The 26648-nt window shown below is 67.4% G+C and carries 27 protein-coding genes; 16 read left to right on the top strand and 11 right to left on the bottom strand.

Annotation, left to right across the window (positions count from 1 at the left end; all coding sequences use genetic code 11):
- Nucleotides 1-252 precede the first annotated feature (252 nt).
- Together CFB81_RS18935 and CFB81_RS18930 are read left to right on the top strand one after the other, a co-directional pair.
- Nucleotides 253-1359, top strand: a complete 1107-nt coding sequence (locus CFB81_RS18935; protein WP_069618510.1) for an aromatic ring-hydroxylating dioxygenase subunit alpha — start codon at nucleotides 253-255, stop codon at nucleotides 1357-1359.
- A 117-nt stretch (nucleotides 1360-1476) separates the two neighbouring features.
- Nucleotides 1477-2346: a sulfurtransferase gene (locus CFB81_RS18930; RefSeq protein ID WP_089436160.1), complete on the top strand. Its 870-nt coding sequence runs from the start codon at nucleotides 1477-1479 to the stop codon at nucleotides 2344-2346.
- A gap of 84 nt (nucleotides 2347-2430) precedes the next feature.
- Here CFB81_RS18930 and CFB81_RS18925 read toward each other — a convergent pair whose 3' ends face one another.
- The 3 genes from CFB81_RS18925 to polA all read right to left on the bottom strand — a co-directional run bounded on the left by CFB81_RS18925 (nucleotide 2431) and on the right by polA (nucleotide 7994).
- On the bottom strand, nucleotides 2431-3306 hold the full coding sequence (locus CFB81_RS18925) for a dienelactone hydrolase family protein (RefSeq protein WP_069618512.1): 876 nt from the start codon (nucleotides 3304-3306) through the stop codon (nucleotides 2431-2433).
- A gap of 322 nt (nucleotides 3307-3628) precedes the next feature.
- On the bottom strand, nucleotides 3629-4963 hold the full coding sequence (locus tag CFB81_RS18920) for an NAD(P)/FAD-dependent oxidoreductase (protein ID WP_089436159.1): 1335 nt from the start codon (nucleotides 4961-4963) through the stop codon (nucleotides 3629-3631).
- Nucleotides 4964-5240: 277 nt separating this feature from the next.
- Nucleotides 5241-7994, bottom strand: coding sequence for a DNA polymerase I (gene polA / locus CFB81_RS18915; protein WP_089436158.1), 2754 nt, complete (start codon nucleotides 7992-7994; stop codon nucleotides 5241-5243).
- Between the two features lies 1 nt (nucleotide 7995).
- Between polA and CFB81_RS18910 the strand changes: the two genes are divergently transcribed.
- Together CFB81_RS18910 and CFB81_RS18905 are read left to right on the top strand one after the other, a co-directional pair.
- Nucleotides 7996-8754, top strand: a complete 759-nt coding sequence (locus tag CFB81_RS18910; RefSeq protein WP_059237322.1) for a TIGR00730 family Rossman fold protein — start codon at nucleotides 7996-7998, stop codon at nucleotides 8752-8754.
- Between the two features lie 381 nt (nucleotides 8755-9135).
- Nucleotides 9136-9426 (top strand): hypothetical protein, encoded by a 291-nt coding sequence (locus tag CFB81_RS18905; protein ID WP_069618515.1) that lies wholly within the window; start codon nucleotides 9136-9138, stop codon nucleotides 9424-9426.
- Between the two features lie 185 nt (nucleotides 9427-9611).
- Here the strand turns inward: CFB81_RS18905 and CFB81_RS36615 are convergent, their stop codons facing one another.
- The 3 genes from CFB81_RS36615 to CFB81_RS18890 form a co-directional block, all read right to left on the bottom strand.
- A complete protein-coding gene (locus tag CFB81_RS36615) occupies nucleotides 9612-9917 on the bottom strand; it encodes a hypothetical protein (RefSeq protein ID WP_256976261.1) in 306 nt (101 codons plus the stop codon).
- 244 nt (nucleotides 9918-10161) lie between these two features.
- On the bottom strand, nucleotides 10162-10359 hold the full coding sequence (locus CFB81_RS36400; RefSeq protein WP_124502739.1) for a hypothetical protein: 198 nt from the start codon (nucleotides 10357-10359) through the stop codon (nucleotides 10162-10164).
- 278 nt (nucleotides 10360-10637) lie between these two features.
- Nucleotides 10638-12164, bottom strand: a complete 1527-nt coding sequence (locus CFB81_RS18890; protein ID WP_089437061.1) for an AMP nucleosidase — start codon at nucleotides 12162-12164, stop codon at nucleotides 10638-10640.
- 129 nt (nucleotides 12165-12293) lie between these two features.
- Here CFB81_RS18890 and CFB81_RS18885 point away from each other — a divergent pair, with 129 nt between their 5' ends.
- The 5 genes from CFB81_RS18885 (at nucleotide 12294) to CFB81_RS18865 (ending at nucleotide 15806) form a co-directional block, all read left to right on the top strand.
- Entirely contained in the window at nucleotides 12294-12689 is a 396-nt protein-coding gene (locus tag CFB81_RS18885) for a hypothetical protein (protein ID WP_006479446.1), read from the top strand.
- Nucleotides 12690-12787: 98 nt separating this feature from the next.
- Nucleotides 12788-13786 (top strand): homoserine kinase, encoded by a 999-nt coding sequence (locus CFB81_RS18880; protein WP_069618517.1) that lies wholly within the window; start codon nucleotides 12788-12790, stop codon nucleotides 13784-13786.
- Nucleotides 13777-14586, top strand: a complete 810-nt coding sequence (locus CFB81_RS18875; protein ID WP_069618518.1) for a BPSS1780 family membrane protein — start codon at nucleotides 13777-13779, stop codon at nucleotides 14584-14586. Before CFB81_RS18880 ends, CFB81_RS18875 begins: the two co-directional genes overlap by 10 nt.
- Before the next feature lie 191 nt (nucleotides 14587-14777).
- Nucleotides 14778-15230 (top strand): MarR family winged helix-turn-helix transcriptional regulator, encoded by a 453-nt coding sequence (locus CFB81_RS18870; RefSeq protein ID WP_069618519.1) that lies wholly within the window; start codon nucleotides 14778-14780, stop codon nucleotides 15228-15230.
- Nucleotides 15231-15386: 156 nt separating this feature from the next.
- Entirely contained in the window at nucleotides 15387-15806 is a 420-nt protein-coding gene (locus CFB81_RS18865) for an organic hydroperoxide resistance protein (protein WP_069618520.1), read from the top strand.
- A 115-nt stretch (nucleotides 15807-15921) separates the two neighbouring features.
- Here the strand turns inward: CFB81_RS18865 and CFB81_RS18860 are convergent, their stop codons facing one another.
- A complete protein-coding gene (locus CFB81_RS18860; RefSeq protein WP_069618521.1) occupies nucleotides 15922-16098 on the bottom strand; it encodes a DUF3563 family protein in 177 nt (58 codons plus the stop codon).
- An 80-nt stretch (nucleotides 16099-16178) separates the two neighbouring features.
- A complete protein-coding gene (locus CFB81_RS18855) occupies nucleotides 16179-17288 on the bottom strand; it encodes a PHB depolymerase family esterase (RefSeq protein WP_089436157.1) in 1110 nt (369 codons plus the stop codon).
- Between the two features lie 257 nt (nucleotides 17289-17545).
- Here CFB81_RS18855 and CFB81_RS18850 point away from each other — a divergent pair, with 257 nt between their 5' ends.
- The 4 genes from CFB81_RS18850 (at nucleotide 17546) to CFB81_RS18835 (ending at nucleotide 20619) form a co-directional block, all read left to right on the top strand.
- Nucleotides 17546-18244 carry a phosphatase PAP2 family protein gene (locus CFB81_RS18850; RefSeq protein WP_089436156.1) on the top strand — a complete coding sequence of 233 codons (699 nt, stop codon included), beginning with the start codon at nucleotides 17546-17548 and terminating at the stop codon, nucleotides 18242-18244.
- Nucleotides 18245-18370: 126 nt separating this feature from the next.
- Nucleotides 18371-19165 carry a molybdate ABC transporter substrate-binding protein gene (gene modA, locus CFB81_RS18845; RefSeq protein ID WP_089436155.1) on the top strand — a complete coding sequence of 265 codons (795 nt, stop codon included), beginning with the start codon at nucleotides 18371-18373 and terminating at the stop codon, nucleotides 19163-19165.
- A 10-nt stretch (nucleotides 19166-19175) separates the two neighbouring features.
- Nucleotides 19176-19853, top strand: coding sequence for a molybdate ABC transporter permease subunit (gene modB, locus CFB81_RS18840; protein ID WP_089436154.1), 678 nt, complete (start codon nucleotides 19176-19178; stop codon nucleotides 19851-19853).
- Nucleotides 19854-19917: 64 nt separating this feature from the next.
- Nucleotides 19918-20619, top strand: coding sequence for a sulfate/molybdate ABC transporter ATP-binding protein (locus CFB81_RS18835; RefSeq protein WP_069618526.1), 702 nt, complete (start codon nucleotides 19918-19920; stop codon nucleotides 20617-20619).
- Between the two features lie 181 nt (nucleotides 20620-20800).
- On the opposite strand, the gene CFB81_RS18830 is transcribed toward CFB81_RS18835, so the two are convergent.
- The 3 genes from CFB81_RS18830 to CFB81_RS18820 all read right to left on the bottom strand — a co-directional run bounded on the left by CFB81_RS18830 (nucleotide 20801) and on the right by CFB81_RS18820 (nucleotide 23831).
- Nucleotides 20801-21637 carry a TOBE domain-containing protein gene (locus tag CFB81_RS18830; protein ID WP_089437060.1) on the bottom strand — a complete coding sequence of 279 codons (837 nt, stop codon included), beginning with the start codon at nucleotides 21635-21637 and terminating at the stop codon, nucleotides 20801-20803.
- 54 nt (nucleotides 21638-21691) lie between these two features.
- Nucleotides 21692-23308, bottom strand: a complete 1617-nt coding sequence (locus CFB81_RS18825) for a CHAD domain-containing protein (RefSeq protein ID WP_089436153.1) — start codon at nucleotides 23306-23308, stop codon at nucleotides 21692-21694.
- Nucleotides 23309-23447: 139 nt separating this feature from the next.
- Nucleotides 23448-23831 carry a tautomerase family protein gene (locus tag CFB81_RS18820; protein WP_069618528.1) on the bottom strand — a complete coding sequence of 128 codons (384 nt, stop codon included), beginning with the start codon at nucleotides 23829-23831 and terminating at the stop codon, nucleotides 23448-23450.
- A gap of 113 nt (nucleotides 23832-23944) precedes the next feature.
- Here CFB81_RS18820 and CFB81_RS18815 point away from each other — a divergent pair, with 113 nt between their 5' ends.
- The 3 genes from CFB81_RS18815 (at nucleotide 23945) to CFB81_RS18805 (ending at nucleotide 26610) form a co-directional block, all read left to right on the top strand.
- Nucleotides 23945-24802: a LysR family transcriptional regulator gene (locus CFB81_RS18815; RefSeq protein ID WP_069618529.1), complete on the top strand. Its 858-nt coding sequence runs from the start codon at nucleotides 23945-23947 to the stop codon at nucleotides 24800-24802.
- A gap of 37 nt (nucleotides 24803-24839) precedes the next feature.
- Nucleotides 24840-25763 carry a DMT family transporter gene (locus CFB81_RS18810; RefSeq protein ID WP_069618530.1) on the top strand — a complete coding sequence of 308 codons (924 nt, stop codon included), beginning with the start codon at nucleotides 24840-24842 and terminating at the stop codon, nucleotides 25761-25763.
- A 67-nt stretch (nucleotides 25764-25830) separates the two neighbouring features.
- On the top strand, nucleotides 25831-26610 hold the full coding sequence (locus CFB81_RS18805; RefSeq protein WP_089436152.1) for a sensor histidine kinase KdpD: 780 nt from the start codon (nucleotides 25831-25833) through the stop codon (nucleotides 26608-26610).
- Nucleotides 26611-26648: the final 38 nt, after the last annotated feature.

Raw genomic sequence — 26648 nt, 5'->3', positions numbered from 1 at the left:
TCAAAACAAGTCGGACATTCTACGGCAAAAGAGAATTTTCCGACCTGCCGTGTTGGGCGCCCGCGCACAATTCCGGCCCCATCTACGACGCACAGTGTGCGCCTTTGGACGGCCGCCCGACAAAAAATTGACACAAATCAGGCACTTAATCCTAGCCTTGCGGGGCGAACCGGGTATAATTCTCCGTTTCCCTAAATCGATTTTTCGATGGTTGGGTTGTTCACTGCTTTCACGCTAACACCGGGAGTGGGAATGTCCAATCTGAGCGATGCGCTTCAGTTGAAGTCGGCCCACAGCCAGCTTCCAGTCACTGCATATTTCGATGAGGCGCTGCTTGAGCGCGAGATCGAAACCCTCTTCAAGAAAGGTCCTCGTTACGTCGGGCACGAGCTGATGGTGCCCGAGGCGGGAGACTATTTTGCGCTGCCGTCCGAGAAGGAAGGCCGCGTGCTGGTCCGTAACCAGACGAACCGGATCGAACTGCTGTCGAACGTGTGCCGCCACCGGCAGGCGATCATGCTCAACGGGCGCGGCCATGCACAGAACATCGTGTGTCCGCTGCACCGCTGGACGTACGACCTCGATGGCCAACTGCTCGGCGCGCCGCACTTCCCCGACAAGCCGTGCCTGAACCTCGGCAAGAGCCCGCTGCAGAACTGGCAGGGGCTGCTGTTCGAGGCCGAGGGCCGCAATGTCGCGCGCGATCTCGCGAACCTCGGCACGAAGCATCACTTCGACTTCTCCGAGTACCAGTTCGATCACGTCGAAGTGCACGAGTGCGATTACAACTGGAAGACGTTCATCGAGGTCTACCTCGAGGATTACCACGTCGTCCCGTTCCACCCGGGCCTCGGCAGCTTCGTGTCGTGCGACGATCTCAAATGGGAGTTCGGCGACTGGTACAGCGTGCAGACGGTCGGCGTGCACAACGCCCTCGCGAAACCGGGCAGCACGACTTACCAGAAATGGCACGAACAGGTGCTGAAGTTCCGCAACGGCGTGCCGCCGGAGTTCGGCGCGATCTGGATGGTGTACTACCCGGGCCTGATGATCGAGTGGTATCCGCACGTGCTGGTGGTGTCGTGGCTGATTCCGCGCGGGCCGCAGAAGACGACCAACATCGTCGAGTTCTATTACCCCGAGGAAATCGCGCTGTTCGAACGCGAATTCGTCGAGGCCGAGCGTGCCGCCTATATGGAAACGGCCGTCGAGGACGACGAGATCGCGATGCGGATGGACGCGGGCCGCCGTGCGCTGATGGCCCGCGGCGAGTCGCAGGTCGGCCCGTACCAAAGCCCGATGGAAGACGGGATGCAGCACTTCCACGAGTTCCTGCGCCGCCACCTCGGCGACCTCTGACAGCGGCTGCGGCGCGTTGACGCCGCGCGGCATCCGGCAGACGAAAAGACGGGCTTCGGCCCGTCTTTTTTTGTTTAGACTTGGAGTGTCAGGCCATTTGCACTCCAGGGAGTCGTCATGTCGCACACTCATTACACCACGCTCATCTCCGCCGCCAATCTCGCCGAGCGCCTGGCCGCGGCGCCCGGCAGCGTCGCGCTGTTCGACTGCCGCTTCGATCTCGCCGATCCCGGCGCCGGCGAAGCCGCCTACGCAGCCGGTCACCTTCCCGGCGCGCACTATCTTCATCTCGACCGCGACCTGTCGGGCCGCAAGACGGGCACCAACGGCCGCCATCCGCTGCCGACCCGCGACGCGCTCGCGACGCTGCTCGCCAGCCGCGGCCTCAAGCAGGGTCAGCAGGTCGTCGCGTACGACGCGCAAGGCGGCGCCTATGCGGCGCGCCTGTGGTGGCTGCTGCGCTGGCTCGGCCACGATTCGGTTGCCGTGCTCGATGGCGGCCTCCAGGCCTGGGAAGCGGCCGGCCAGCCGCTGACGACCGACGTACCGCACCCGGCCGCCGGCGACTTCCGCTCGGCCACGCCGCTCGAATCGACGGTCGATGCAGCGACCGTGCTGGCGAACGTGTCATCGCCCGCGCGCGTCGTGATCGATGCACGCGCACCGGATCGCTATCGCGGCGAAAACGAAACGATCGATCGGGTGGGCGGCCACATTCCGGGCGCGCGCAACCGCTTCTTCAAGGACAACCTGACCGCCGACGGCCGCTTCAAGACCGGTCATGAACTGCGTGAGGCATTCACCGCCGTGCTGGGCGGCACCGAGCCGAACCGCGTGATCCTGCAATGCGGCTCCGGCGTCACCGCATGCCACAACGCGCTGGCGCTGGAAGTGGCCGGCCTGCACGGCGCGTCGCTGTATCCGGGCTCGTGGAGCGAATGGAGCGCCGATCCGTCGCGGCCGATCGCGACCGGCCCGAATCCTTGAGCGCCCGCGCGGCGCGACGACGATGATGCGGCGGCCGGTGCCGCGGCGGCCGATGTCGCGGCGGCACCGGCCGCCGCTCGTCGTTTACATCACGCCGTACTTTTGGAACCACTCGATCGCGCGCTTCCAGCCGTCCTCGGCATCGCCCTTCACGTAACTCGGCCGGTAGTCGGCGAAGAACGCGTGACCGGCATCCGGATACACGACGATCTCCGATTCGCGCGCGCGCTTCGAATCGCTCGCCTGGATCGCCTTGCGCATGTCCGCGAGCGACGCCTGCGTGATGTTCTGATCCTTCTCGCCATACAGCCCGAGCACCGGCACCTTCAGCAACGACGCATGGTCGACCGGATTGAACGGCGTCATCTCGTCGGTCTTGCCTTCGACGAAGCCGTACCACGCCACGGCGGCCAGCACGTGCGGATTGTGCTCCGCATACAGCCACGCCTGGCGACCGCCCCAGCAAAACCCCGTCACGCCAAGACGCGACAGGTCGCCGCCGTTCTTGCCGGCCCACGCGACGGTCGCATCGAGATCCTCCGTCACCTGCCGGTCCGGCACCTTGCTGATGATGTGGTCGTACAGCTCCTTCATCGTCGGATACTTCGCCGCATTGCCCTGCCGGGCGAACAGGTCGGGCGCGATCGCGAGATAGCCGAGCTTCGCGAAGCGCCGGCACACATCGGCGATATGCGCGTGCACGCCGAAGATCTCGTGGATCACGATGACGACCGGCAGGTTCGTCTTGTCGACCGGCTGTGCGCGATACGCCGGAATACTCGCATCGCCCGAGCGGATCTCGATGGTGTCGACGTCCAGCCCGGCGCTGTCGGTCGTGACCGTCTGCGCCGACACGGGCAGCACGGCCGCCGCGAAGGTGCCGCCGAGCGCAGCCTGCATGAACTTGCGGCGCGAGAACGGGACGTGGGGGACCAGGCTGTCGACTTCGGGTTTCAACATGAATGCACTCCTCGATTGGGCGCCGCCGTCACGATCGCCGATACGGCATGACGGGGCATCGCACCGGCGCGCGGCGCGGAAGTCGCGGCGGTTGGCACGCCGCCGCAAACGAAAACCCGGACAAGATGCCCAATAATCCGTTGTCGCGTCAACTGTCGGATGTGTAAGACTCGATTACGACACGTGGCGGCGCCGAATCGATCGTCGCGCGGCGGCACGTATCGCGCTTCGTCGCGCGAACCCTGGCGAATCGAAAAGAAAAACGGGCGGCGAACACGCACGACATGCGCATTCCCCGCCCGCTCCGCGCGCGACGACGCGATCAGTGCAGCTTGACGCGCGGCAGCGTCGTGCGCCGCAGCCAGTGCGCGACCGTGTCGAGCATCATCCGCGGATAACCGTGCAGCGCCGCGATGTGCAGCCGGTACAGCGACATGTACATGAAGCGCGCGAACAGCCCTTCGATCAGCATGTTGCCGCCGATCAGCCCGCCCATCAGGTTGCCGACCGCGCTGAAGTGGCCGAGCGACACGAGCGAGCCGAAATCGCGGTACGTGAACTCCGGCAGCGAGCGGCCTTCGAGCCGGCAGCCGATCGCCTTGAGCAGGAAACTCGCCTGCTGGTGCGCCGCCTGGGCGCGCGGCGGCACGTTGCGTTCGTTACCCGGCCATGCGCAGGCCGCACAATCGCCGAGTGCGAACACGTTGTCGTCGGTGAAGGTCTGCAGCGTGCGGCGCACGTCGAGCTGACCGAGCTTATTGACCTGAAGGCCGTCGAGGTGCGACAGCACGGACGGCGCCTTGATGCCGGCCGCCCAGACCGTCAGGTCCGCGCGCACCGCCTTGCCGCTCGCGGTATGCACGAACCCGGGCGCCACCTCGGTCACGCGCTCGCTGAGCATCAGCCGCACGCCGAGCTTTTCGAGCAGTTCGGCCGTCGCCGTCGACACGCGCTCCTGCAGTGCCGGCAGGATCCGCGGCCCCGATTCGATCAGCACGATGCCGACGTCATGGCGCGGATCGAGCTTGTGCAGCCCGTACACGGACAGCACCTGCGCGGTATTGCGCAGCTCCGCGGACAACTCGACGCCCGTCGCGCCTCCGCCGACGATCACGACCTGGATACGCGGCTCGGCCGACTCGCCGGGCACGGTAGGCGCCGGCGCCTGGTGCTCGGCGCGCATGCATGCCGCGATCAGCCGCTTGCGGAAACGTTCGGCCTCCCCGACCGTGTCGAGTGCGATCGCGTTTTCCGGCGCGCCCTGCACGCCGAAGAAGTGGGTCGTGCTGCCGATCGCGATCACCAGCGTGTCGTATTCCAGCTCGCGCGCCGGCAGCAGTTCCTCGCCGTCGCTGTCGTTGAGCGGCGACAGCGTGACGCGCTTCGCCGCGCGGTCGAGCCCGGTCAGCTCGCCCTGCTGGAACTCGAAGCCGTGCCAGCGCGCCTGCGCTGCATATTCGAGTTCCTGCGTGAACGGGTCCATGCTGCCGGCCGCGACCTCGTGCAGCAGCGGTTTCCAGATGTGAGTCGGATTGCGGTCGACGAGCGTGACGAGCGCACGCGCGGGACGATTGCCGCGCGCGCCGTAACGGTCGCCGAGCCGCGTCGCCAGTTCCAGGCCACCCGCGCCTCCGCCTACGATGATGATCCGATGCATCTGATTCCCCCTTTGCGAGTCGAAATGCTGCCGCCGGATGAAGCAAACGCGATGCACGCGCGCCGCCCGGTGGATTAACCGGTTCGGACATCATCGATGTGCAGTTCGAAGCACGACGATGCGGCCGATCCGGCACGCGGGGCGCGCCGCCCCGCTTCAATGACATGCCTGACATGCATTGTCCGGGAGCTTGCGCGTTGACCACAAGCAAACCATCTCGATATTTGGCATCCCTGCAACAATATGCCGCGGGAAGCGGGGAATCGCACGGGGTGCGTCAGTGTGCCTCTTCCCAGTTCGCGCCGGCGCCCACTTCGGCGACCAGCGGCACCTTCAGCTTCGCGACGCCGCACATCATTTCCGGCAGTTTCTCGCGCACGAGCGACAGCTCGCTTTCGGGCACCTCGAGCACCAGTTCGTCGTGCACCTGCATGATCATTCGCGACGCAAGCCGGTCGCGCGTGAGCCAGTCGTCCACCGCGATCATCGACAGCTTGATCAGGTCGGCCGCCGTGCCCTGCATCGGTGCATTGATGGCCGCGCGCTCGGCCGCCTGGCGGCGCGGACCGTTGCCGCCGTTGATCTCCGGCAGCCACAGGCGGCGACCGAAAACGGTTTCGACGTAGCCCTTCTCCTTCGCCGCCGCGCGCGTGTCTTCCATGTACTGCGCGACGCCCGGATAGCGCGCGAAATAGCGGTCGATATAGAGCTTCGCCGCGTCGCGCGTGATGCCGAGATTCGATGCGAGCCCGAACGCGCTCATCCCGTAGATGAGCCCGAAGTTGATTACCTTCGCGATCCGGCGCTGGTCGGAATTGACCTCCAGCGGCGTCACGCCGAACACCTCGGCGGCCGTCGCGCGGTGGATGTCCTCGCCCTGCGAGAACGCACGCAGCAGCGACGCGTCGCCCGAGATGTGCGCCATGATCCGCAGTTCGATCTGCGAATAGTCGGCCGACACGATCCGGTGGCCCGGCGAGGCGATGAACGCTTCGCGGATACGCCGGCCTTCGGCCGTGCGCACCGGAATGTTCTGAAGATTGGGATCGTTCGACGCAAGGCGGCCCGTCACCGCGACGGCCTGCGCATAATTCGTGTGCACGCGTCCGGTGGCGGGGTTCACCATCCGCGGCAGCTTGTCGGTATAGGTCGACTTCAGCTTCGACAGCCCGCGATGCTCGAGCAGCAGCTTCGGCAGCGGGTAGTCCTCGGCCAGCTTCTGCAGCACTTCCTCGTCCGTCGACGGCGCGCCGCTCGGCGTCTTCTTCACGACCGGCAACTGCAGCTTCTCGAAGAAGATCTGCCCGATCTGCTTCGGCGAGCCGAGATTGAATTCGCCGCCCGCCAGTTCGTATGCCTCGCCCTCGAGTTCGATCAGGCGCGTCGCGATTTCGGTGCTCTGCGCGTGCAGGCGCGCATCGTCGATCAGCACGCCGGTGCGCTCCATCTTGCGCAGCACGAGCGACACCGGCATCTCGATCTCGCGATACACGCGCTCGAGGCCCGGCTCGCGCGCGACCTGCGGATACAGCGCGTGATGAAGCTGCAGCGTGATGTCGGCGTCTTCGGCCGCGTATTCGGCGGCCTGCGCGAGCGCCACTTCATCGAAACCGATCTGTTTCGCGCCCTTGCCGGCCACGTCCTCGTACTTGATCGTCTTGACGCCCAGATGACGCAGCGCGAGGCTGTCCATGTCGTGCGTGCGGTGCGATTCGAGCACGTACGATTCGAGCAGCGTGTCGTGCTCGATACCGTTCAACGCGATGTCGTAGTTCGCGAGCACCTGTGCGTCGTACTTCAGGTGCTGGCCGACCTTCTTGCGATCGGCCGATTCGAGCCACGGCTTCAGGCGCGCGAGCACTTCGTCGAGCGGAAGCTGCTCGGGCATGTCGGGGCCGCGGTGCGCGACCGGCAGGTAGGCCGCCTTGCCCGGCTCGATCGAGAACGACAGGCCGACGAGCCGCGCGAGCATCGGATCGAGCGCGGTCGTCTCGGTGTCGAACGCGGTCAGCGCGGCCGCGTCGATCTTCGCGAACCACGCATCGAACTGTTCCCAGGTCTGGATCGTGTCGTATTCGCGCACGACGTCGGCTGCGATCACCGGGGCCGGCTCGCCTTCCGGCGCATCGGCGCCGCCGCCTTCGGCCGGTGCGCTCTCGACTTCACGCAGCCAGGTCTTGAAGCCATAGCGCGCGAAAATGTCGCGCAACAGGTCGCGCGCCTCGCCGTCGCTCTTCAGCGAAGCTTCGATCGAGTCGAGATGCGGCGCGAGATCGCAGGCCGTGTCGACCGTCACGAGCCGGCGGCCGAGCGGCAGGAAGTCGAGCGCGCGGCGCAGGTTGTCGCCGACCACGCCCTTGATCTCGGCCGCGTGTTCGATGACGCCGTCGAGGCTGTCGTATTGCGACAGCCATTTCACGGCCGTCTTCGGCCCGCATTTCTCGACGCCCGGCACGTTGTCGACGGTGTCGCCGATCAGCGCGAGGTAGTCGATGATGCGCTCGGGCGGCACGCCGAACTTCGCAAGCACGCCGTCGCGGTCGAGCGTCTCGTTGGTCATCGTGTTGACGAGCGTGACGCGGTCGGTCACGAGCTGCGCGAGATCCTTGTCGCCCGTCGACACGATCACGTTCATCCCGTGCCGTTCGGCTTCGCGCGCGAGCGTGCCGATCACGTCGTCGGCCTCGACGCCTTCGACCATCAGCAGCGGCCAGCCGAGCGCGCGCACCGCGCCGTGGATCGGCTCGACCTGCAACGCGAGGTCGGGCGGCATCGACGGACGGTTTGCCTTATAGTCGGCATAGAGGTCGTCGCGGAACGTCTTGCCCTTTGCATCGAACACGCAAGCGCTATACTCTGCACTGACTTCCTTGCGCATACGGCGCAGCATGTTGATGATTCCGTAGAGCGCTCCGGTCGGCTCCCCGCCAGGGCCACGCAAATCAGGCATCGCATGGTAAGCCCGATACAGATAGCTCGAACCGTCAACCAATAGCAGGGTCTTACCTTCCAGATTTCGTTCTTCAGGCATTATGAACAAGAGAAAAGTGATTCCGAGTCTGCGTTCGCTCGCAGATCAAGAGCGCGCGACGGCCAAGAAGGCGCGCGCATCGTGGCAGATGTTCACGATTATGGCAGAGTTTATCGAGGCGACCGAGTACCTGTCGGAGATCCGCCCGGCTGTCAGCATCTACGGTTCTGCCCGCCTCAAACCCGACACGCCGCACTACAAGCTCGCCGCGCAGATCGCGCGCAAGCTGTCGGACGCCGGCTTCGCGGTGATCTCCGGCGGCGGCCCCGGCATCATGGAAGCCGCGAACAAGGGCGCGCACGCCGGCAAGGCGCCGTCGGTCGGCCTGAACATCGAGCTGCCGCACGAACAGGCCGGCAACCACTATCAGGACATCTCGCTGCGCTTCCGCCACTTCTTCACGCGCAAGGTCACGTTCGTGAAGAATTCGGATGCGGTGATCGTGATGCCGGGCGGCTTCGGCACGCTCGACGAACTGTCCGAAGTGCTCACGCTGATCCAGACGAAAAAATCGCGCCTCGTGCCGATCATTCTCGTCGGCAGCGAATTCTGGCAGGGGCTGCTGCAATGGTTCCGCGATCAACTGATTCCGATGGGCCTGATCAATCCGGAAGACATGGATCTGATGCAGGTGATCGACGATCCCGACCAGGTGCTCGACGCGGTGCTCGCGTTCTACGAGGACAGCGGCGAGGAAGAAGGTTCGGACGACGACGATCATCCGCCGCGCCCGGAAGAAGACCGGATGTTCTATCTGTAACTATTCGGTGACGACAGCCGGCCCGATGGCCGGTTGTCGTGCTTCGCACGCGACCGACATCGCGGGCCGGCGGCGCGCTGGGCACGACTTTGTAACGCGCTGTTAATACCGTTCACCGCCGCGCGCGGTCGAATGTCAAATCCCCGCAGTCGGCGCTGCGTCATGCGACGGGCTCAGCCGCACCGGCGGCCCGCCACTGTCAAATGGATGGCCCTTCGCGCGCCTGCGCGCCGCCAATCCTCCGTAATAATCATGACTCGCCTTTTCCGTCGCGCGGCAGCACACTGCATTGTGTCGACGCGGCGTTCCCCCGGTGGAACGGTCCCCCTCGCTTCCATCGCGTCGCGTCGGCCCATTCATCACGACACCACGGAAAAGAACATGCAACGCTCGCTGATCGCCCTCGCTTTCGCCGGCCTCGGCCTTTCGCTGTCCGGCCTCGCTCACGCCGTCAACGTCGACGTCAACATCGGCACGCCCGCGCCGGTCGTCGTCGCACCCGCGCCCGTCGTGGTCGCCCCGGCACCGGCGGTAATCGTCGGCTGGCACGGCGACCGCTACTGGGACGGCCGCCGCTACTGGGAACGCCGCGAATGGGAAGATCATCAGCGTCATCGCGGTCATGGCGGCTATCACTGCCCGCCGGGACACGCAAAGAAGGGTGAGTGCTGAGCCCCCGGCCTTGCCGCTTTGAGCCGCCTGCACCGCGAATCGGCGATCTGCCGACGCAGGCGCGCCCTTCTATCGAGCCGCCCTGACCGGGCCGAAAGAACGTCGACCGACGCCCCCCCCACCCTCGGCAGTCACACACGTCACGCCCGCGCTTGTGATGGCGCAAATACGCCTGCGCCGCGCAATCAGCCCGCTGTCGGGAGATTGCCGGTTCGCGCCGCGATATCGATCCGATGCTCGACGATATCGGCCATGTCGTCGCTGACGATCGACTCGGCCGTCACGCCGGCTGCCAGTCGCAGAATTCGCCGAGCAACGGCGCGAGAAAACGACGGGCAAGCGAATACGGCGCCGCAACACGGAAAGATGCTCACGTTCCGGCGACAACACGGCCTCGCCCGGTTCGTGTCGATGCAGAGCCGGTACAGCCTGGTCTGCCGCGACGACGAGCGCGACATGCTGCCGTCGGTGACACTGGCGAATACCGTCATCGCATTCAATCGATTCCCCGTACCGGGCACGCCTTCATGGCACTGCTCAGAGCGGAGACCGTAGCGATCACAATGACGAGAAAAAGCCTACGGCCGATGAACGATGAGATCTCGAGGCTACCGGCGCCTCCCCCGGCTTGCGCAGTAGAGGCCGCTCCGTCGCGCCATCGATGCGTTCCCTTCTCTGTCACGCTTGAACCTGCGAACGAGGCGCACCCAAGGATGGACGCGCCTCTTTCACGGCTTAATTAACGAGGTAGCACCAACACGGTTTGGGTTTGCTCGGGCCGACTACTGCGACGGGTTTGCAAGGATCGGAGGGGCCGAGCACCGCTTCTCTTTCGCAAGGCGGCTTCGGCTTGGATGGACCGATCACCGCTTGGGCCATGGCCGACAGCGAAGCAGTGAGCATCAGGGAAGCCAGCAGGATTTTGATTTTCATCGGATATGTCTACTCTCAATATTATAAGAATCAATTGGATCGGCTGTTCGCCGTTCCTTCGTGCGGGCGTCGGACAACGCCACGCAGGAGAGCATACTTTCGATGACAAGGACAAAACTATAGGACAACTTCCAAATTGGAGAATATGGTCACGTCCGAGTACGAAGGCCGCATTGCGGCCACGACGAGTGTCCGGACGACCGGAGGGGTGACGCAGGCGCGCGCCCGCCGCCGCGAAGCCGGGCAGGGCATCGCCCTCCCCCTGCCAGTCATGCGCGTTACTGGAACGCCACTTCCGCGAAGCTCCGCAGCTTCCGGCTATGCAGCTTGTCGAGCCCGTTCGTGCGAAGGATCTCCATCGCCTTCACGCCGATCTGCAGATGCTGGTCGACCTGCCCGCGATAGAACGTGTCGGCCATGCCCGGCAGTTTCAGCTCGCCATGCAGCGGCTTGTCCGACACGCACAGCAGCGTGCCGTACGGCACGCGGAAGCGGAAACCGTTGGCGGCGATCGTCGCGCTTTCCATGTCGAGCGCGATCGCGCGGCTCTGCGACAGCCGCTGCACGGGCTCGCGATGGTCGCGCAGCTCCCAGTTGCGGTTGTCGACGCTCGCGACCGTGCCCGTGCGCATCACGCGCTTCAGCTCCACGCCCTCGAGCCGCGTGACCTCGGCCACGCCGCGCTCGAGCGCGAGCTGCACTTCGGCCAGCGCCGGGATCGGCACCCACAGCGGCAGGTCGGCGTCGAGCACATGATCTTCCCGCACGTAACCGTGCGCGAGCACGTAGTCGCCGAGACGCTGCGTGTTGCGCAGCCCCGCGCAGTGACCGAGCATCACCCACGCGTGCGGACGCAGCACCGCGATGTGATCGGTGATCGTCTTCGCGTTCGACGGACCGACGCCGATGTTGACCATCGTGATCCCGCTGCCGTCCGCGCGCTTCAGGTGATACGCGGGCATCTGCGGCAGGCGCGGCGGCGCGGTGCCCTCGGCCGGCTCGCCGCCGAGGTTCGCGTTGTACGTGACGACGTCGCCCGGCTCGACGAACGCGCTGTACTCGCTGCGGTACGCGCGCACCTCGGGATCGTCGCTTTCCGTCATCATCGTGCGGCCGAGCTTCACGAACTCGTCGATGTAGAACTGGTAGTTCGTGTAGAGCACATAGTTCTGGAAATGCGTGGGCGACGTCGCCGTGTAGTGGCGCAGCCGATGCAGCGAGAAGTCGACGCGCGCGGCGGTGAACAGCGCGAGCGGATGCGGCTCGCCCGGCGCCGGCTCGAACGTGCCGTTGACGATGCGGTCGTCGAGATACGACAGGTCGGGCGTGTCGAAGATGTCGCGCATCGCGAGCAGCCGGTCGCGATCGAGTTCGCCCTCGAGATGGATGCCTTCCGGAAACGCGAAATGGATCGGAATCGGCTGCGACGACACGCCGATCTCGATCTTGACATGGTGGTTCTTCGCCAGCAGGCGCAGTTGCTCGCGGTAGTAGTTCGCGAAGAGATCGGGACGCGTGACCGTCGTCTCGAACACGCCCGGCCCCGCGACGAAGCCGTACGAGCGGCGCGAATCGACGTGCGTGTTGACGTCGGTACGGATCCGCACGAACGGATAGCACGCGCGCACGTGCTCGGTGATCGCTTCGTGGCGGCGATAGCGCGCGAACGCATCGCGCAGGAAACCCGTATTCGTGTCGTAAATGGCGGACAGCCGCGCGACGGCAGCGATCGGATCGTCGAAAGCCTCGGTCGACGGGCTTTCGGGCGACAGCACACGGTGCCGGCGGCTCAAATCGTTCTTCATTTTCATCACCTCGTCTGATCCGACGACATTACCACGGAACCCGGTCGCCCTTATGGTCGCCCCTGCGCACGCGGGGGCCGGATGGCGCGCAGTATTTGCTAAAATCGGTAGGTTCACTGGAGACTCATCATGAAGCCGCTCATTTTCGTCGCCGCTGCCGTCGCGTTTGCCGCCGCCAGCGTCGCCCACGCCGCCGGCGGCACGCCTGACGCCGACGCGCAGGCCCGGGCCGAGGCCAACGAAGCCGCCGGCCTGCCCGATCTCCGCAAGATCAACCGGCCGGGCGCCGAAGTCACGTCGAAAGTGGACTTCGCCGACATCCGCCGCACGCCGAGCTTCCACGAAAAGAGCAAGAACGGCACCGAAGTCACCGAGTACCGCGACCGCGGCAAGCCGGTCGAGATCGACGTGAAGTCGAACTTTGGCACGCGCTACCAGATGAGCTCGACGCCCGACACGTCGCCGAAGCCGCACGACGCGGGCATCCCGATCACGCGCCTGCCGTCGCTGAACCTGCGCTACTGATTCCGTGGCGCCGCGCACCGACCGCGCCGCGCCCCCCCTTCACCTGCTGTCGCGCTGCACGCCGCCCGCGTGCCGACACCCTGACCTGACGCATCCGCATGGCCGTTTTCACCGCTGTTTCCGACTCCGATCTCGCGCAATGGATGCGCCACTACGAACTGGGCGACGTGCTTGCGTTCCGCGGCATTCCGTCCGGTATCGAAAACAGCAATTTCTTCCTGACGACGACGCGCGGCGAATACGTCCTCACGATCTTCGAAAAGCTCACGGCGCAGCAGTTGCCGTTCTACCTCGACCTGATGCGCCACCTGGCCGCCCACGGCGTGCCGGTGCCGGACCCGGTCCCGCGCGACGACGGCGCGCTGTTCGGCGAGCTGCACGGCAAGCCGGCCGCGATCGTCACGAAGCTCGACGGCGCGGCCGAACTCGCGCCCGGCGTCGAACACTGCATCGAGGTCGGGCAGATGCTCGCGCGCCTGCACCTCGCGGGGCGCGACTATCCGCGCAGCCAGCCGAACCTGCGCAGCCTGCCGTGGTGGCAGGAGAACGTGCCGGCGATCGTGCCGTTCATCACGGACGCGCAACGCACGCTGCTCGAAAGCGAGCTCGCGCACCAGGCCGGTTTCTTCGCGTCGGACGACTATGCGGCGCTGCCGGCCGGCCCATGCCATTGCGATCTGTTCCGCGACAACGTGCTGTTCGCGCACGCGGCGCCCGGCACCGGCCACGACGTGCGGCTCGGCGGCTTCTTCGACTTCTATTTCGCGGGCTGCGACAAGTGGCTGTTCGACGTCGCGGTTACCGTCAACGACTGGTGCGTCGACCTTGCGACCGGCGTGCTCGACGTCGCGCGCGCCGATGCGCTGCTGCGCGCGTACCAGACGGTCCGGCCGTTCACGGCCGAGGAACGCCGCCACTGGAGCGACATGCTGCGCGCCGGCGCGTACCGCTTCTGGGTGTCGCGCCTGTACGACTTCTACCTGCCGCGCGCGGCCGAGATGCTCAAGCCGCACGACCCCGGCCATTTCGAACGCATTCTGCGTGAGCGTATCGCGCATACGCCCGCGCTTCCCGAGATCCAAACCGCATGCAACTGATCGAAGTGCCCGCGAAAACGGGCTATGTCTGGTTCCGTCAAGGCATCTGGCTGTTCCGCCGGAATCCGCTCGCATTCATCACGCTGTTCTTCACATACCTGCTCGCGATCACGCTGGTGTCGATGGTGCCCGTGATCGGCTCCGCGCTGCCGCTGGTGTTCATTCCCGGCATCGCGGTCGGCTTCATGGCCGCGTGCCGCGACACGGTGGCCGGCAAGACCGTGATGCCGACGATCCTCGTCGACGGCTTTCGCTCGTACGGCACCGTCGCGACCCAGCGGCTGCTCGTGCTCGGCGTGATCTACGTCGTGTCGATGGTGCTGGTGTTCGCGGCATCGTCGCTCGTGGACGGCGGCGCGCTGTTCCACGTGATGATGGGCGCGGCCGACGAAGCGAACACGACGCCCGAGACGCTCGCCGCGCAAGGCACGCTGGGCGCGCTGTTCTTCGCGACGCTACTCTATCTGCCGGTCGCGATGCTGTTCTGGTTCGCGCCGGTGCTGGTCGCGTGGCATGACGTTCCGCCCGCGAAGGCGCTGTTCTTCAGCGTCGTCAGTTGCTGGCGCAATCGCGGCGCGTTCGTCGTGTACGGCGTGCTGTGGTTTGGCGTCGCGCTCGGCACGTCGCTCGCGCTGTCGCTGCTGCTGCAGGCGCTCGGCGCCGGCGCGTATGCGCTGACGATCATGATGCCGGTGACGATCATCATCGTCACGATGCTGTACTGCTCGTTCTACGCGACCTATCGCGGCTGCTTCGGCGTGCAGGAACCGGGCGCAACGACGACGATGTCGGGCCGCTGACCCTTCTCCCGGCCGGCGCATGTCGCCGGCCGTCACGCTGTTTCCCGCGCCGGGTGGCCGCCCGGCGCGCTTCCGATCTCTCCCCTTTTCCGGTATCGACCGTCTCTGGTCGCCCCCTGTTCAACCTGAACTTTTGCGCGCAAAATAATTTGTGTACAAATCGTTCGCGCATCCGACGCGCTTCCCGAATCATGGATCGCCTGCCTCCGCTGCCCCAGACGCTCGACGAGCAACTCTGCTTCGCGCTTTACTCGACTTCGCACGCGATGACGAAGGCGTACAAGCCGCTGCTCGACAAGCTGTCGCTGACCTATCCCCAATATCTCGCGATGCTCGTGCTGTGGGAGCGCGACGACCTGGCCGTGAAGGACATCGCAGCACGGCTCGACCTCGATCCGGCCACGGTCACGCCGCTGCTCAAGCGGCTGGAAGCGCTCGGCTACGTCGAGCGCGTGCGCAGCGCGACTGACGAACGCGTCGTCAACGTGCGCGTGACGCCGGAAGGCCGTGCGCTGAAGGACCGCGCGCGCTCGGTGCCCGCCGATCTCTTTTGCGCGATGCAACAGACGCCCGACTTCCTGATCAGGCTGCGCGCCGATCTCCAGCAGTTGCGCGACGCGTTGTCGGTAGCCAACGAACGCTGACACTTCGCGCGCGAAGCCACCCGCCCGGCGCGGGCGGGTTTTTCTTCAAAATTTCATTTGCACACTAATCATTTGTGTTCTATATTTCACTCATGGCCGGCGACATCCCGTCCGACCGGACCGCTTTCCCCCTCTCTTCCCGACAGGAGTTGCACGATGAACATTCTGTACAAGACCAGCGCCACGAGCACGGGCGGCCGCGACGGCCGCGCGGTATCCGCCGACCACAAGCTGGAAGTGAAGCTGGCCGCGCCGCGCGAACTCGGCGGCACGGGCGCGGAAGGCACGAATCCGGAGCAGCTGTTTGCCGCAGGTTACTCGGCCTGTTTCCTGAGCGCGATGAAATTCGTCGCGGGCCAGAACAAGCAGACGCTGCCGGCCGATACGCAAGTGACGGCGGAAGTGGGCATCGGCCCGAACGATGCGGGCGGCTTCGGGCTCGACATCGAACTGCGCGTGTCGCTGCCGGGGCTCGACAAGAACGACGCGCAAGCGCTGGTCGACAAGGCGCACCACGTGTGCCCGTATTCGAACGCCACGCGCAACAACGTGCCGGTGCGCCTGACGGTCGTCTGACGCGACCAGGTTCGGGCTTCGACAGAATACGAAAAGGGCGCGTGCAGCTCGATGCCGCACGCGCCCTTTTGCGCGATTCGTCGAAATGGCGGGCCGGCGGGCCCGCGTGCGCCGCTTAGCGCGCGCCGATCGAATACGGACGGTTCATTGCCGCGTCGCGATCGATCTTGCGCATGCGGAATTCGAGATCGTAGATGTCGGTGGCTTCGGCCAGATACGCGTCGGCGCGCTCTTTCGCGGCCTTTTCGGCGTTCTTGGTCAGCATCAGGAACAGGTGGCTCAGCAGGTACATGGTCGATCTCGCTATTCAAAGGTTCTGGACTAGGGTTTTCCCGAATTATAGGGAAAACCCTAGGCTTTGACCAGCGTCGATCAAACCGTGCGTCGTTCGGTCGCCACAGTGCGGCGATGGGTTTCGAAAAAAGCCCAGATCATCGCGCTTGCGTCGGGGCCGACCGCCGCGTGAAACGGCACAGCTTCGTCGCCGCCCGCCCACGCGTGATCGAGCCCTTTCACGTGACACAGCCGCACGACCGGCTCGCCGTCGCGGCACACGTCGGTAATCTGGACGCCCGTTTTGCGCGTCTCGACGCGCTCGCCGCCACGCAGCGCGCCCCGGCTGTCGGCGAGCCCGTTCAGGCGCATGAACTGGACGGTCAGCTGGTCGGCATTCTTCGGCGCCACGACATGGTCGCCGTCGCCCTGGACGATCAGCGCGGGCATGCCTGGATATGCGCTGGCGTCCACCAGCGCGTCGACCACCGCGGCCGGGTTCTGCCGCAGCCCGCGGCGCATCACGTCCATCGCGGTGATGCCGGAATTCGCCTCGCCGAGCGCGGGGCCCGAGTGCAACGCGACCGCCGCGAAACGGTCCGGATGGTGCAGCGCCAGCAGCGATGCGAGCCCCGCGCCGGCCGACAGCCCCGCGACGTAGACGCGCGACGCGTCGAAACCCTGCTCGTCGACCAGCGCGTCGACCAGCGCCGCCACCGTGTCCGCCTCGCCGCGCCCCGCGCGGTCGGTGTCTTCATACCAGTGCCAGCACCCATGCGCGTGCGCGCGCGGCGACTGTTCCGGATACAGCACCGCGAAGCCGTGCTTGTCGGCCAGCAGATTCATCCGCGTGCCCTGCGCGAATTCGTCGACGGACTGCTGGCACCCGTGCAGCATCACGACGAGCGGCATCGCGCCACGCCGGCGGCCGGGCGGCACGTAAAGCCCGTATGCGAGATGCTGGACGAGGCGTCCGAGCGCGGGCGCCATCGGATGTTCGCCGCGCGTCCACTCGCCCGCCGCCCACGCGGCCGCGCGCGGCCGCACGCGCGATTCGCGAGGCGGGGACGGATCGGACACGGCAGGAGAGGCCGCGGCCTCGAGTGCGTCGCGCGCGATGCGCTGCGCATCGCGCGCCGCGCGCTTGGCGACCGGGGACAGCATGCGTTTCATGCCGCCCAGCCACACCTTGGTCAGACTTTTGGTCATCGATCGGGCTCGCAGTCAGGAAAAATAGGGGCGCGGTGAAGCCGCCGCAACGGATGCATCGTTTGACTTTGTGCAATGCACCATAACATTGTTTCCAGGATTTTTCCTGCTCGCCGAGCGTTCCCGGCGGCGCAAAAGCGGGCCCCATACGGACACGGCGCTATACTGGGGTTTCGTCGCTTGTATCCGTTGTAGTCGTTCTTCCCGGCTCGCGCGTTGATTTAAGCATTGTCCCGCCTTCGTTCGTCCCCTTCCCGATGTTCGACCTGCCCGCTCACCTGTGGATCACGATCACCGCGTTCGGCGGCGCCGGTCTGACCTTGCCGCTCGCGATCACGATAGCCGTCTGGCTCATGCTCGGCTACTCATGGCAGCGCGCGGCCGCGTGGCTCGGCGTGCTAGCGGCCGCAATCGGCGTGGTCGCGCTCACGAAGATCGCGTTCCTCGGCTGGGGCATCGGCATCCGCGCGTGGGATTTCACCGGCTTCAGCGGCCATGCGATGCTGTCGACGTCGGTGTATCCGGTCGCGATTTTCCTCGCGCTGATCCGCACGCGCACGCCGGTGCGGATCGCCGGCATCGCGCTCGGACTGGCGGCCGGCGTCGCGGTCGGCGTGTCGCGGGTCGCGCTCGACGCGCATTCGCCGTCCGAATCGATCACAGGCTGCATCGTCGGCGCGATCGCCGCGCTCGCGTTCATCGCCGGCTCGTGGCGCGCGGCGCCGCACCGCTGGTCGGTGCCGGCGGTCGTCGCGAGCCTCGCGCTCGTCACCGTGGCGCTCCACGGCCTCACGGTGCCGTCGCATCGCTGGGTCACCAAAGTCGCGCTGGAACTGTCGGGCCACGAGCGCCCCTTCGTCCGCGCGCGCTGGAAGGCCAATCCGAACTACCATCCCGCGTCGCAGCCGTCGTCGCTGCAGCGCACCGAATCGGCGCCGCCTGCGCTTCATGCGTGACCGGCCGCCCGGCCGCCCGTTTTCATGTCTGACCATTTCATGCGCACCGTCGCATGCGCAGTATGTCGAGCGTTATAACCCGCCCTATATTACGATGACGGTTTCCACCCATTCACAACGAAACCCATGCGCTCAACCGCCCGTCCGCTTCGCCGCGCCCTGCTTCGCCTGCTGCCGATCGCCACGCTTGCCGCCGGGGTCGCGCTCAGCGCACCCGCTTGCGCCGCCGACGAACTCGTCGTGTCGGCAGCAGCCAGCCTGACGAACGCGTTCAAGGCCGTCGGCGACGCGTACGAGAAGCAGCATCCGGACACCAAGGTGCTGTTCAACTTCGGCGCATCGGACGTGCTGATGCAGCAGATCGCCAAGGGCGCGCCGGCCGACGTATTCGCGTCGGCCGACCAGAAGGCGATGGATCGCGCGGTGAACGAGAAGGTGATCGTGCCCGGCACGCGCCGCGACTTCGCGGCGAACTCGCTCGTGCTGATCGTGCCGGCGGACAGCCGCGCGGCCGCGCCGGTGTCGCTAAACGACCTGACCGCGCCGGGCGTGAAGCGCATCGCGTACGGCGACCCGGCCTCGGTGCCGGTCGGCCGCTACACCGAGGGCGCGCTGCGCACGGCCGGCGTGTGGGATGCGGTCAGCGCGAAGGGCGTGCTGGCCGCCAACGTACGCCAGAGCCTCGACTACGTCGCGCGCGGCGAGGTCGACGCGGGCTTCGTGTTCGGCACCGACGCCGCGATCATGCCGGGCCGCGTGAAAGTCGCGCTGACGGTGCCGACCCGGACGGCCATCACCTACCCGATCGCCGTGGTCAAGGACAGCCGCCACGCCGCGCAGGCGCAGTCGTTCATCGATTTCGTCGCGTCGCCGCAGGGGCAGGCCGTACTGTCGACGTTCGGCTTCAAGCCCGCCAAGTGAGCGAATCGCGATGCAAGACGCCTGGGTCCCGCTGCTGCTGTCGCTGAAGGTTGCCGGCTGGGCGACCGCACTCGACATCGTGCTCGGCGTCGCGGCCGCGTTCGTGCTCGCGCGCTGGCGCTCGCCGCTGCGCGACGTCGTCGATTCCGTGCTGACGCTGCCGCTCGTGCTGCCGCCGACGGTGCTCGGCTATTACCTGCTCGTGCTGCTCGGCCGGCGCGGCGTGTTCGGCGCGTGGCTCGACAAGTTCGGCATCGAACTGGTGTTCACGTGGCAAGGCGCGGTGATCGCGTCGATGGTCGTCGCGTTTCCGCTGATCCTGAAATCGGCGCGCGCGGCGTTCGAAGGCGTCGATCCGCATCTCGAACGCGCCGCGCGCACGCTCGGGCTCGGCGAAGTTGCGGTGTTCTTCCGCGTGACGCTGCCGCTCGCTACGCGCGGGATCCTCGCCGGAGCGCTGCTCGCGTTCGCGCGCGCGCTCGGCGAATTCGGCGCGACGCTGATGATCGCCGGCAACCTGCCCGGCCGCACGCAGACGCTGTCGGTTGCAATCTACGCGGCCGTGCAGGCCGGCGACGACAACACGGCCAACTTCCTCGTGCTGGTGACGTCGATCACCTGCGTGCTCGTGCTGCTCGCGACCGGCTGGCTCGTGCCGTCGCGCGCCCGGCGGAGCCAGTTGACATGAAGCGGCCGTCCTGTCCGTATCAGTGGCGCCGCCCGGCGGCCGGCCCGCTTCGGCGGAGGCTCGCATGAGCGTCGTCGTCGACATCCGCAAGACCTACGCGAACGCCGAGCGCCGCTTCACGCTCGACGTGTCGTTCACGGCGACGACGCAGCGCGTCGTGCTGTTCGGGCCGTCTGGCGCAGGCAAGAGCATGACGCTGCAGGCGATCGCCGGGCTGCTGACGCCCGACGAAGGCGCGATCACGCTGAACGGCGAGCCGCTGTTCGACGCCGCGCGCCGCATCGACGTGCCGACCCGCGAACGCCGTGTCGCGTACCTGTTCCAGGACTATGCGCTGTTCCCGCATCTGAACGTGCGGCAGAACATCGCGTTCGGGCTCACGGCCGGCCTGCGCAACCCGCGCGCGAAGACGGCGCCGCCGGAGGTCGCGTACTGGCTGCGCGCGTTCGATCTCGAATCGCTCGCGGGGCAATATCCGTCGCAACTGTCGGGCGGGCAGAAGCAGCGCGTGGCGCTCGCCCGTGCGCTGGTCGCGCAGCCGCGCATCCTGCTGCTCGACGAACCGTTCGCGGCGCTCGACGGCGCGATGCGCCAGCGGATGCGCCATGAGCTCGCCGAACTGCAGGCGCGGCTCGACATCCCGATGGTGCTGATCTCGCACGACCCCGACGACGTCGCCGCATTCGGCGACCAGGTCGTGCAGTTGAGCGAAGGACGCGTGCAGGCGAGTTCGCCGCACGCCGAGTGGCCGACGCGCGTCACCTGAACGCGCGACGCCGTGGTCGTGAGCGTGGCGCCCGCCGCCACGCTGGAGCCTGAGAGCAGCCGCGTCGCGGCACATGCTGAAAGCGGAAACGAAGCCGGTGCGATGCGCACGCATGCGGCACCGGCTTCACGCCGCCCCGAACGACGGCCCCAGGCCAACGGAAGCCACGCTGCCGGCCGGGTCAGCCGGTCACCGCCAGAATCACGCTCGACGCCTTGAACAGCGCGATCGCGCGCCGGCCGGCGTCGAGCTGCAACGCATCGACGCTGTCGTTGGTCACGACGGCCGTCAGCGTCCCGCCGCCGTCGAGCGCCAGCGTCACCTCGCTGTTCACCGCGCCCGCCGTGACGGCTTCGACGCTGCCGTGCAGCCGGTTGCGCGCGGACACCTTCAGGTCGGGCCCGCCATCGTCGACCGCGAGCACGACCCACGACGCCTTCACCAGCGCGCACGCGCTCGCGCCTTCCCGCAGCCCGAGCGCTTCGGCGCTTTCGTGCGTCAGCACGGCGACGACGGCTTGCCCGCCCGGCAGCGCAAGCGTGACCTCGTCGTTGACGGTGCCGCGCACGATCGACGCGACCTTGCCGAACAACTGGTTGCGCGCGCTCGTCTTCATCCCGATCCGGCCGATCAGCGCCCAGTCGACGTCGAAGCCGGCAACGGCCGCGCTCGCGGCCTCGATGAAACGGCGATGCTCGCGCTCGATCGTGCGGAACGCGGCGATCAGCGACGTCGCGCGCGGCGTCAGCGTCGTGCCGCCGCCGCCCTTGCCGCCCGTCGAACGCGCGACGAGCGGCTCGCCGGCGAGATTGTTCATCGTGTCGACCGCCTCCCAAGCGGCCTTGTAGCTGAGGCCGACGGCCTTCGCCGCGCGCGTGATCGAACCGGTGTCGCCGATCGCCGCGAGCAGCGCGATGCGCGTCGCGCCGCCGAGCGTCTGTTCGCCGGCACGCAGCCACAGCTCGCCACCCAGTTCGAGCGGCCCGGCGGACGAGGAAGAATGCGGTGCGTCGGTCATCATCGGCATGCGAGCAGGAAACGGGCGGCCATTATAGGGCCCGGCGCGCGGCGCTCAGCCCGGCTTGCCGTCGAGCTTCGGCGGCCGCAGGCTGGCCAGCAGCGTCTCGGCGTCGCGCGCGGCCCGCTGTTCGAGCGCGGCGCCGTAGCCGCGCACGAAACCGAGCTGATACGGCGGCGCCGCCAGTTGTTCGAGATGGTGCAGCGCGACCATCGCGTCGTTCGCTTCGCCGAGCACGCTCTGAACGCGCGCCAGCGTCTTGACCGTCTCGGTGCGCGTGCGGCGCGACGCCAGCGACGCGAAGAATTCGAGGGCGTAGCGCAGCCGCTTCGCATCGATCCGCACCTGGTGGCGCGCCGCCGTGTCGAGCGACGTGAGCGACGGCGAGCCGTACAGATGACCGAACAGCCGCCGCACGCGCTTGGTCGCGTGACGCCGCAGCGACGGCGCGTCGTCGTCGCCGGCCGCCGGCAGCGCGAGCGCGCTCAGCCATTCGAGCCAGCCGAGCGTCAGCCGCGCATAGCGGGCCGAATGCAGCGCCTGCCGCAGTTCGACGCGCGCGGCCATCGACTGCGCGCGGGCGGCGTCGAGCGTGCCATCCCACGCACTGCCGCCGCCGTCGGCCGCGATCAGCGCGGGCAGGCTCTCGGTCGCGAACACGTCCCAGTCGCGCACGGTGCCGAGCAGCGCGGCGAGCCAGCGCAGGTCGACACCGAGCGTGTCCTTCCATTGACGGTCGGTGAAGCGCGGGAAGAAGCGCATCAGCGTGCGCAGGCGGCGCAGCGCGACGCGCATCTGGTGCACGAACTCGGGATCGTCGCGATCGAGCACGCCGCACTCGTTGCCGAGCCATTGCGCGGTGATGTCGCCGGACAGCGCGAACAGCGCGGCGCGCTGCGTGCGGATGCCGGTCAGGTCGACGGGCTGCGCCTTGACCAGCGCGGCGGCTACCGGCCCGCCCGCACAGGCGCGGTCGATCACGCTCGTCAGTTGCACGAAGGCGGGCCACGCACCGGTCAGTTCGCGCGCCGCGGCAAACAGCGCGTGCAGCGCGGCCGTGCGCGCGGCAACGGTTTCCCAGTCGGGCGCGGCCAGTCGCAACTCCACGTAGCGGCGCGGCGGCTCGCCGCCGCCGTGCAGCGTGATGTCGTCGAGCGTCATCTCGACCACGACGCCGCTGTCATCGGCCCAGCGCCCGCGCCGCCGTTCGCTGACGATGCGCAGCGCCGACGCCTGGGATCGCGCTTCGTCGGTGTCCGATGCAACGCCGTCGATCTCGGCGGCCGGCGCGTCGGCATCGGCCGCGGCACGTGCCGCAGGTGCCGGCGACGTCGCGACGACGATGCCCGCGTGCTCCGCGTCGAACAATTCGCGCTGCGTGACGCCGGGCGCGAACGTCTCGGTGCGCGACGCGACGACCCGTGTGCCATGCGCGTTCGCTTCGACCCAGGTCCACCAGCTCGCGCCCGGGCTCCGCTCGGCCTCCTCGATCTGGCACGGCTCGATCGTCACGCGCTCGTGGCCGCGCCGCATCCGGACCTGCGGGCAGATCCGCCACGCGCGCACGAGTTCTGCGCCGAAGTCGCGCTGCGCGCCACGGGCGCGGCTTGCGCCCTTTCCCGGCCACCCTTCCAGCGACAACGACAACACGATTTCCAGCACACGCGACATGGAGGCTCCTGCACAAGAAGGATCGCCGGCGCATCGACCGCGCCGGCGTCGCTCGTGAAGCAACTTCCATAGTACACGCCCCAAAAGAGCGCAGCCGACGATCCGGCCCTGTCTCCCTGTGGCACGTCAAACCGGCACGTCAGACGGCGTATTGCGCGATGCCGTTGCCGAACGACCAGTTCTCCTTCAGCACCTCGACGAGACCGATGAATACGTCTTCCTGCCGCACACCGGGCTGCTGCGACAGGTTGTCGGCGATCGTCCGGTACAGCGCCCGCTTCTGCTCGAGCGTGCGCGTGTTGTTCGCGGTGATCTGGATGATCACGAGATCGTCGCTGCGTTCGATATCGAGGTAATGACGGCCGAACACGAAATTCTCGGCCGCGTGCTCGGTGACGACCATGAAGATGTCGTCCTCGGGCACGTTGAACGTCTGTATCAGCGCGCGTTGCACACCGTCGACGAGGGCCTTGCGGTAGGCGGCCGGTTTGCCTTCGCGTACGGCGATACGGGTGAATGGCATGGTGCTGCTCCTGTCGGTGAGTGACGTTGAAGATCGAAAACACAGCGTCAGGTTAAGCGCGGCAACCTATAATGAACAGTCATTGATGAATATTTCATTCATTTTCAACCGAAATGAAAGTACTCGATCTCGATGCGGTACGCGCGTTCGTGCTGGTCGCCGACCTCGCCAGCTTCACGCGCGCAGCCGATGCGCTCGGCACCACGCAGTCGGCCGTCAGCCTGAAGCTGAAGCGGCTGGAGGCCCATCTCGGCAAGCCGCTGCTGGCGCGCACGCCGCGCGTCGTCAAGCTGGCCGCCGACGGCGAGACTTTCCTGCCGGCCGCCCGCGCGCTGCTCGACGCGCACGAGCACGCGCTCGGCGCGATCTCGACCGGCACGGTGCGCCTGTCGCTCGGCGTCAGCGAGCACGTCGCGGTGCCCGACCTGCCGGCCGTGCTGACGAGCCTGCACCGGCAGGATCCCGGGCTGTCGCTGGAAATGCATCTCGGAGCGTCGACGAGCCTGCTTCCGCAATACGACGAACGGCGGTTCGACGCGGTGATCGTCCGGCACGAGCCCGGCGAGGATCCGCCGCGCGACGACGCCACGCCGCTGTTTACCGAGCCGCTGGCGTGGCTCGCCGCGCCCGACTGGGCGCCGCGCGCAGGCGAGCCGCTGCCGCTCGCTGTGCTGGCCGGCCCCTGCGGGGTGCGGGCCGCCGCGCTGCGCGCGCTCGACCGTGCGGGGCTGCCATGGCGCGAGCGCTTCACGGGCGGCGGGGTCGCGGCGGTCACGGCCGCCGCCGCGGCGGGGCTGGCCGTCTGCCCGCTCGCGCGGCGCGTCGCCCCGCGCACGCTGGTCGACGTCGGCGCGAAATTCGGGCTGCCGGCGCTGCCGCGATCGCAGGTGGTGCTGTATTCGCGCGTCCGCGACGCCCGCGCCGCCGCCGCGCTGCGCAGGTTCGCCGACAGTCTTGCAATCTCGGCGTAAACTAGCGGGCTCCTCCGTAATCTCCAGACGAATTCCCATGAAGCCCGACGCCCGCAAGCACCTCCGCGCCAACCTGCTGATGCTGGGCGCCGCCGCGATCTGGGGCTCCGCTTTCGTCGCGCAACGCCTGAGTCTCGACGTGATCGGCCCGTTCCTGTTCACCGGGCTGCGCTTCCTGCTCGGCGCGCTCGTGCTGGTGCCGCTGCTGATGCTGAATCCGGCGTCGCGCACGCAACTCGCGGCGATTCGCCGCGAACCGGCGCTGCTGCTGCCCGGCCTCGCGCTCGGCGGGCTGCTCGCCGTGTCGATCTCGCTGCAGCAGGTCGGCCTGCAATACACGCGGATCGCGAACGCCGGCTTCATCAGCTCGCTGTACGTCGTGATCGTGCCGCTGATGGGCGTGTTCGCGCGCCACCGGATCGGCGCTGGCACGTGGTTCGGCGCGTTGCTGGCCGCGATCGGCCTGTATTTCCTCAGCATCGACGAGCACTTCTCGGTGCTCTACGGCGACTGGTTCCAGCTCGCGGGCGCCGTCATCATCGCCGCGCACGTGATGGCGGTCGGCCATCTCGCGAAGCGCCACGATCCGCTCGTGCTCGCGTTCCTGCAGTTCGCCGTGTGCGGCGTCGCGTGTCTCGCGGCCGGCCTGGCCGTCGAACCGGTCAGCGTCGCGATGCTGCGCGGCGCGCTGCCGACGCTGCTGTACGGCGGGCTGCTGTCGGTCGGGGTCGGCTATACGCTGCAGGTCGTCGCGCAACGCGACGCGGCGCCCGCGCACGCGGCGGTGATCTTCAGCATGGAAGGCGTATTCGCGGCGATCGCCGGCTGGGCCGCGCTCGGCGAAACGCTGACGCTGCGCGCGCTCGTCGGCTGCGCGCTGATGCTGGCCGGCCTGCTCGCGTGCCAGTTGCTGCCGAACGGCGACGCGCGGAAAAAGGACGAGGACGCGCTGCCGGCGTGACGCCCACCGTCCCTATAATGGCGATTCGCGTGACTTCCACGCCAACCGCTTCCGACAGGCCAGCTCCGTGACGTCCACTTCCGTCGATCCCGCCGCCGACCTGCTGCGCGAACGCGCAGCGCACTACGCCGCCCAGGCGGCGCTGTTCCTGCGCGACCAGGCGCTCTCCACCGCGTCGCACGACCTGCGCAGCCCGCTGAATGCGATGCACAGCTGGGCCTACGTGCTCGAGCGCCAGCTCGCCAATGCCGATCCGAACCTGCAGCGCGCGCTCGCGGGCATCCGCACGGGCATCGACCAGCAGGTCGCGCTGATCGATGGCGTGCTCGACGCGCCGCGCGCGGAAACCCGCACGCTCGCGCTCGCGCCGCGGCCGTTCGCGCTGCGCGCGCTGCTCGACGAAACGATCGCGCTCGTGCGTTTCACGCTCGCCGACACCCGCCAGGTCGCGCTCGACACGACGCTGCCGGATGGCGAGCCGTCGCTCACCGCCGATCGCGAACGCGTCGCGCAGGCGCTCTGGACCCTGCTGACGACGGCCGTCGAGGCCAGCGCCGCGGGCAGCCGCGTCGTGTTCGCCTGCACGCGCGACGGCGCACAGTTCACCGCGCGCGCCACCTGCACCGTGAACACCGGCGTGCTCGTCGATCCCGCGCAGCCACACGCGTTCGAATCGTTCGCCCGGCACGAGATGCTGCGCGAGCGCGACGCGAAACGCAGCGCATGGGCGCTCGCGCTGTGCCAGCGCGTCGCCCTCGCGCACGGCGGCACGTTCGCGCACGACGTGTTCGTCGACGGCGCACCCGCCACCCTCACGTTCTCGATTCCGTGCGAGGCGCCGGTGTAAGCAAGCGGCCGTCCGATACATTACAAAATCCTTTCCGG

The organism is Burkholderia sp. AU28863 (genome assembly GCF_002223195.1).
Lineage (GTDB): Bacteria > Pseudomonadota > Gammaproteobacteria > Burkholderiales > Burkholderiaceae > Burkholderia > Burkholderia sola.
Note: the sequence above shows the minus strand (reverse complement) of the source record. Positions and strands in the feature narration are given on the sequence as shown.

What these genes read in the sequence shown, in the direction of transcription:
- CFB81_RS18935 (WP_069618510.1), top strand. Translation starts at nt 253, where the DNA reads ATGTCCAATCTGAGCGATGCGCTTCAGTTGAAGTCGGCCCACAGCCAG.
- CFB81_RS18930 (WP_089436160.1), top strand. Translation starts at nt 1,477, where the DNA reads ATGTCGCACACTCATTACACCACGCTCATCTCCGCCGCCAATCTCGCC.
- CFB81_RS18925 (WP_069618512.1), bottom strand. Translation starts at nt 3,306, where the DNA reads ATGTTGAAACCCGAAGTCGACAGCCTGGTCCCCCACGTCCCGTTCTCG.
- CFB81_RS18920 (WP_089436159.1), bottom strand. Translation starts at nt 4,963, where the DNA reads ATGCATCGGATCATCATCGTAGGCGGAGGCGCGGGTGGCCTGGAACTG.
- polA (WP_089436158.1), bottom strand. Translation starts at nt 7,994, where the DNA reads ATGCCTGAAGAACGAAATCTGGAAGGTAAGACCCTGCTATTGGTTGAC.
- CFB81_RS18910 (WP_059237322.1), top strand. Translation starts at nt 7,996, where the DNA reads ATGAACAAGAGAAAAGTGATTCCGAGTCTGCGTTCGCTCGCAGATCAA.
- CFB81_RS18905 (WP_069618515.1), top strand. Translation starts at nt 9,136, where the DNA reads ATGCAACGCTCGCTGATCGCCCTCGCTTTCGCCGGCCTCGGCCTTTCG.
- CFB81_RS36615 (WP_256976261.1), bottom strand. Translation starts at nt 9,917, where the DNA reads ATGACGGTATTCGCCAGTGTCACCGACGGCAGCATGTCGCGCTCGTCG.
- CFB81_RS36400 (WP_124502739.1), bottom strand. Translation starts at nt 10,359, where the DNA reads ATGAAAATCAAAATCCTGCTGGCTTCCCTGATGCTCACTGCTTCGCTG.
- CFB81_RS18890 (WP_089437061.1), bottom strand. Translation starts at nt 12,164, where the DNA reads ATGAAGAACGATTTGAGCCGCCGGCACCGTGTGCTGTCGCCCGAAAGC.
- CFB81_RS18885 (WP_006479446.1), top strand. Translation starts at nt 12,294, where the DNA reads ATGAAGCCGCTCATTTTCGTCGCCGCTGCCGTCGCGTTTGCCGCCGCC.
- CFB81_RS18880 (WP_069618517.1), top strand. Translation starts at nt 12,788, where the DNA reads ATGGCCGTTTTCACCGCTGTTTCCGACTCCGATCTCGCGCAATGGATG.
- CFB81_RS18875 (WP_069618518.1), top strand. Translation starts at nt 13,777, where the DNA reads ATGCAACTGATCGAAGTGCCCGCGAAAACGGGCTATGTCTGGTTCCGT.
- CFB81_RS18870 (WP_069618519.1), top strand. Translation starts at nt 14,778, where the DNA reads ATGGATCGCCTGCCTCCGCTGCCCCAGACGCTCGACGAGCAACTCTGC.
- CFB81_RS18865 (WP_069618520.1), top strand. Translation starts at nt 15,387, where the DNA reads ATGAACATTCTGTACAAGACCAGCGCCACGAGCACGGGCGGCCGCGAC.
- CFB81_RS18860 (WP_069618521.1), bottom strand. Translation starts at nt 16,098, where the DNA reads ATGTACCTGCTGAGCCACCTGTTCCTGATGCTGACCAAGAACGCCGAA.
- CFB81_RS18855 (WP_089436157.1), bottom strand. Translation starts at nt 17,288, where the DNA reads ATGACCAAAAGTCTGACCAAGGTGTGGCTGGGCGGCATGAAACGCATG.
- CFB81_RS18850 (WP_089436156.1), top strand. Translation starts at nt 17,546, where the DNA reads ATGTTCGACCTGCCCGCTCACCTGTGGATCACGATCACCGCGTTCGGC.
- modA (WP_089436155.1), top strand. Translation starts at nt 18,371, where the DNA reads ATGCGCTCAACCGCCCGTCCGCTTCGCCGCGCCCTGCTTCGCCTGCTG.
- modB (WP_089436154.1), top strand. Translation starts at nt 19,176, where the DNA reads ATGCAAGACGCCTGGGTCCCGCTGCTGCTGTCGCTGAAGGTTGCCGGC.
- CFB81_RS18835 (WP_069618526.1), top strand. Translation starts at nt 19,918, where the DNA reads ATGAGCGTCGTCGTCGACATCCGCAAGACCTACGCGAACGCCGAGCGC.
- CFB81_RS18830 (WP_089437060.1), bottom strand. Translation starts at nt 21,637, where the DNA reads ATGACCGACGCACCGCATTCTTCCTCGTCCGCCGGGCCGCTCGAACTG.
- CFB81_RS18825 (WP_089436153.1), bottom strand. Translation starts at nt 23,308, where the DNA reads ATGTCGCGTGTGCTGGAAATCGTGTTGTCGTTGTCGCTGGAAGGGTGG.
- CFB81_RS18820 (WP_069618528.1), bottom strand. Translation starts at nt 23,831, where the DNA reads ATGCCATTCACCCGTATCGCCGTACGCGAAGGCAAACCGGCCGCCTAC.
- CFB81_RS18815 (WP_069618529.1), top strand. Translation starts at nt 23,945, where the DNA reads ATGAAAGTACTCGATCTCGATGCGGTACGCGCGTTCGTGCTGGTCGCC.
- CFB81_RS18810 (WP_069618530.1), top strand. Translation starts at nt 24,840, where the DNA reads ATGAAGCCCGACGCCCGCAAGCACCTCCGCGCCAACCTGCTGATGCTG.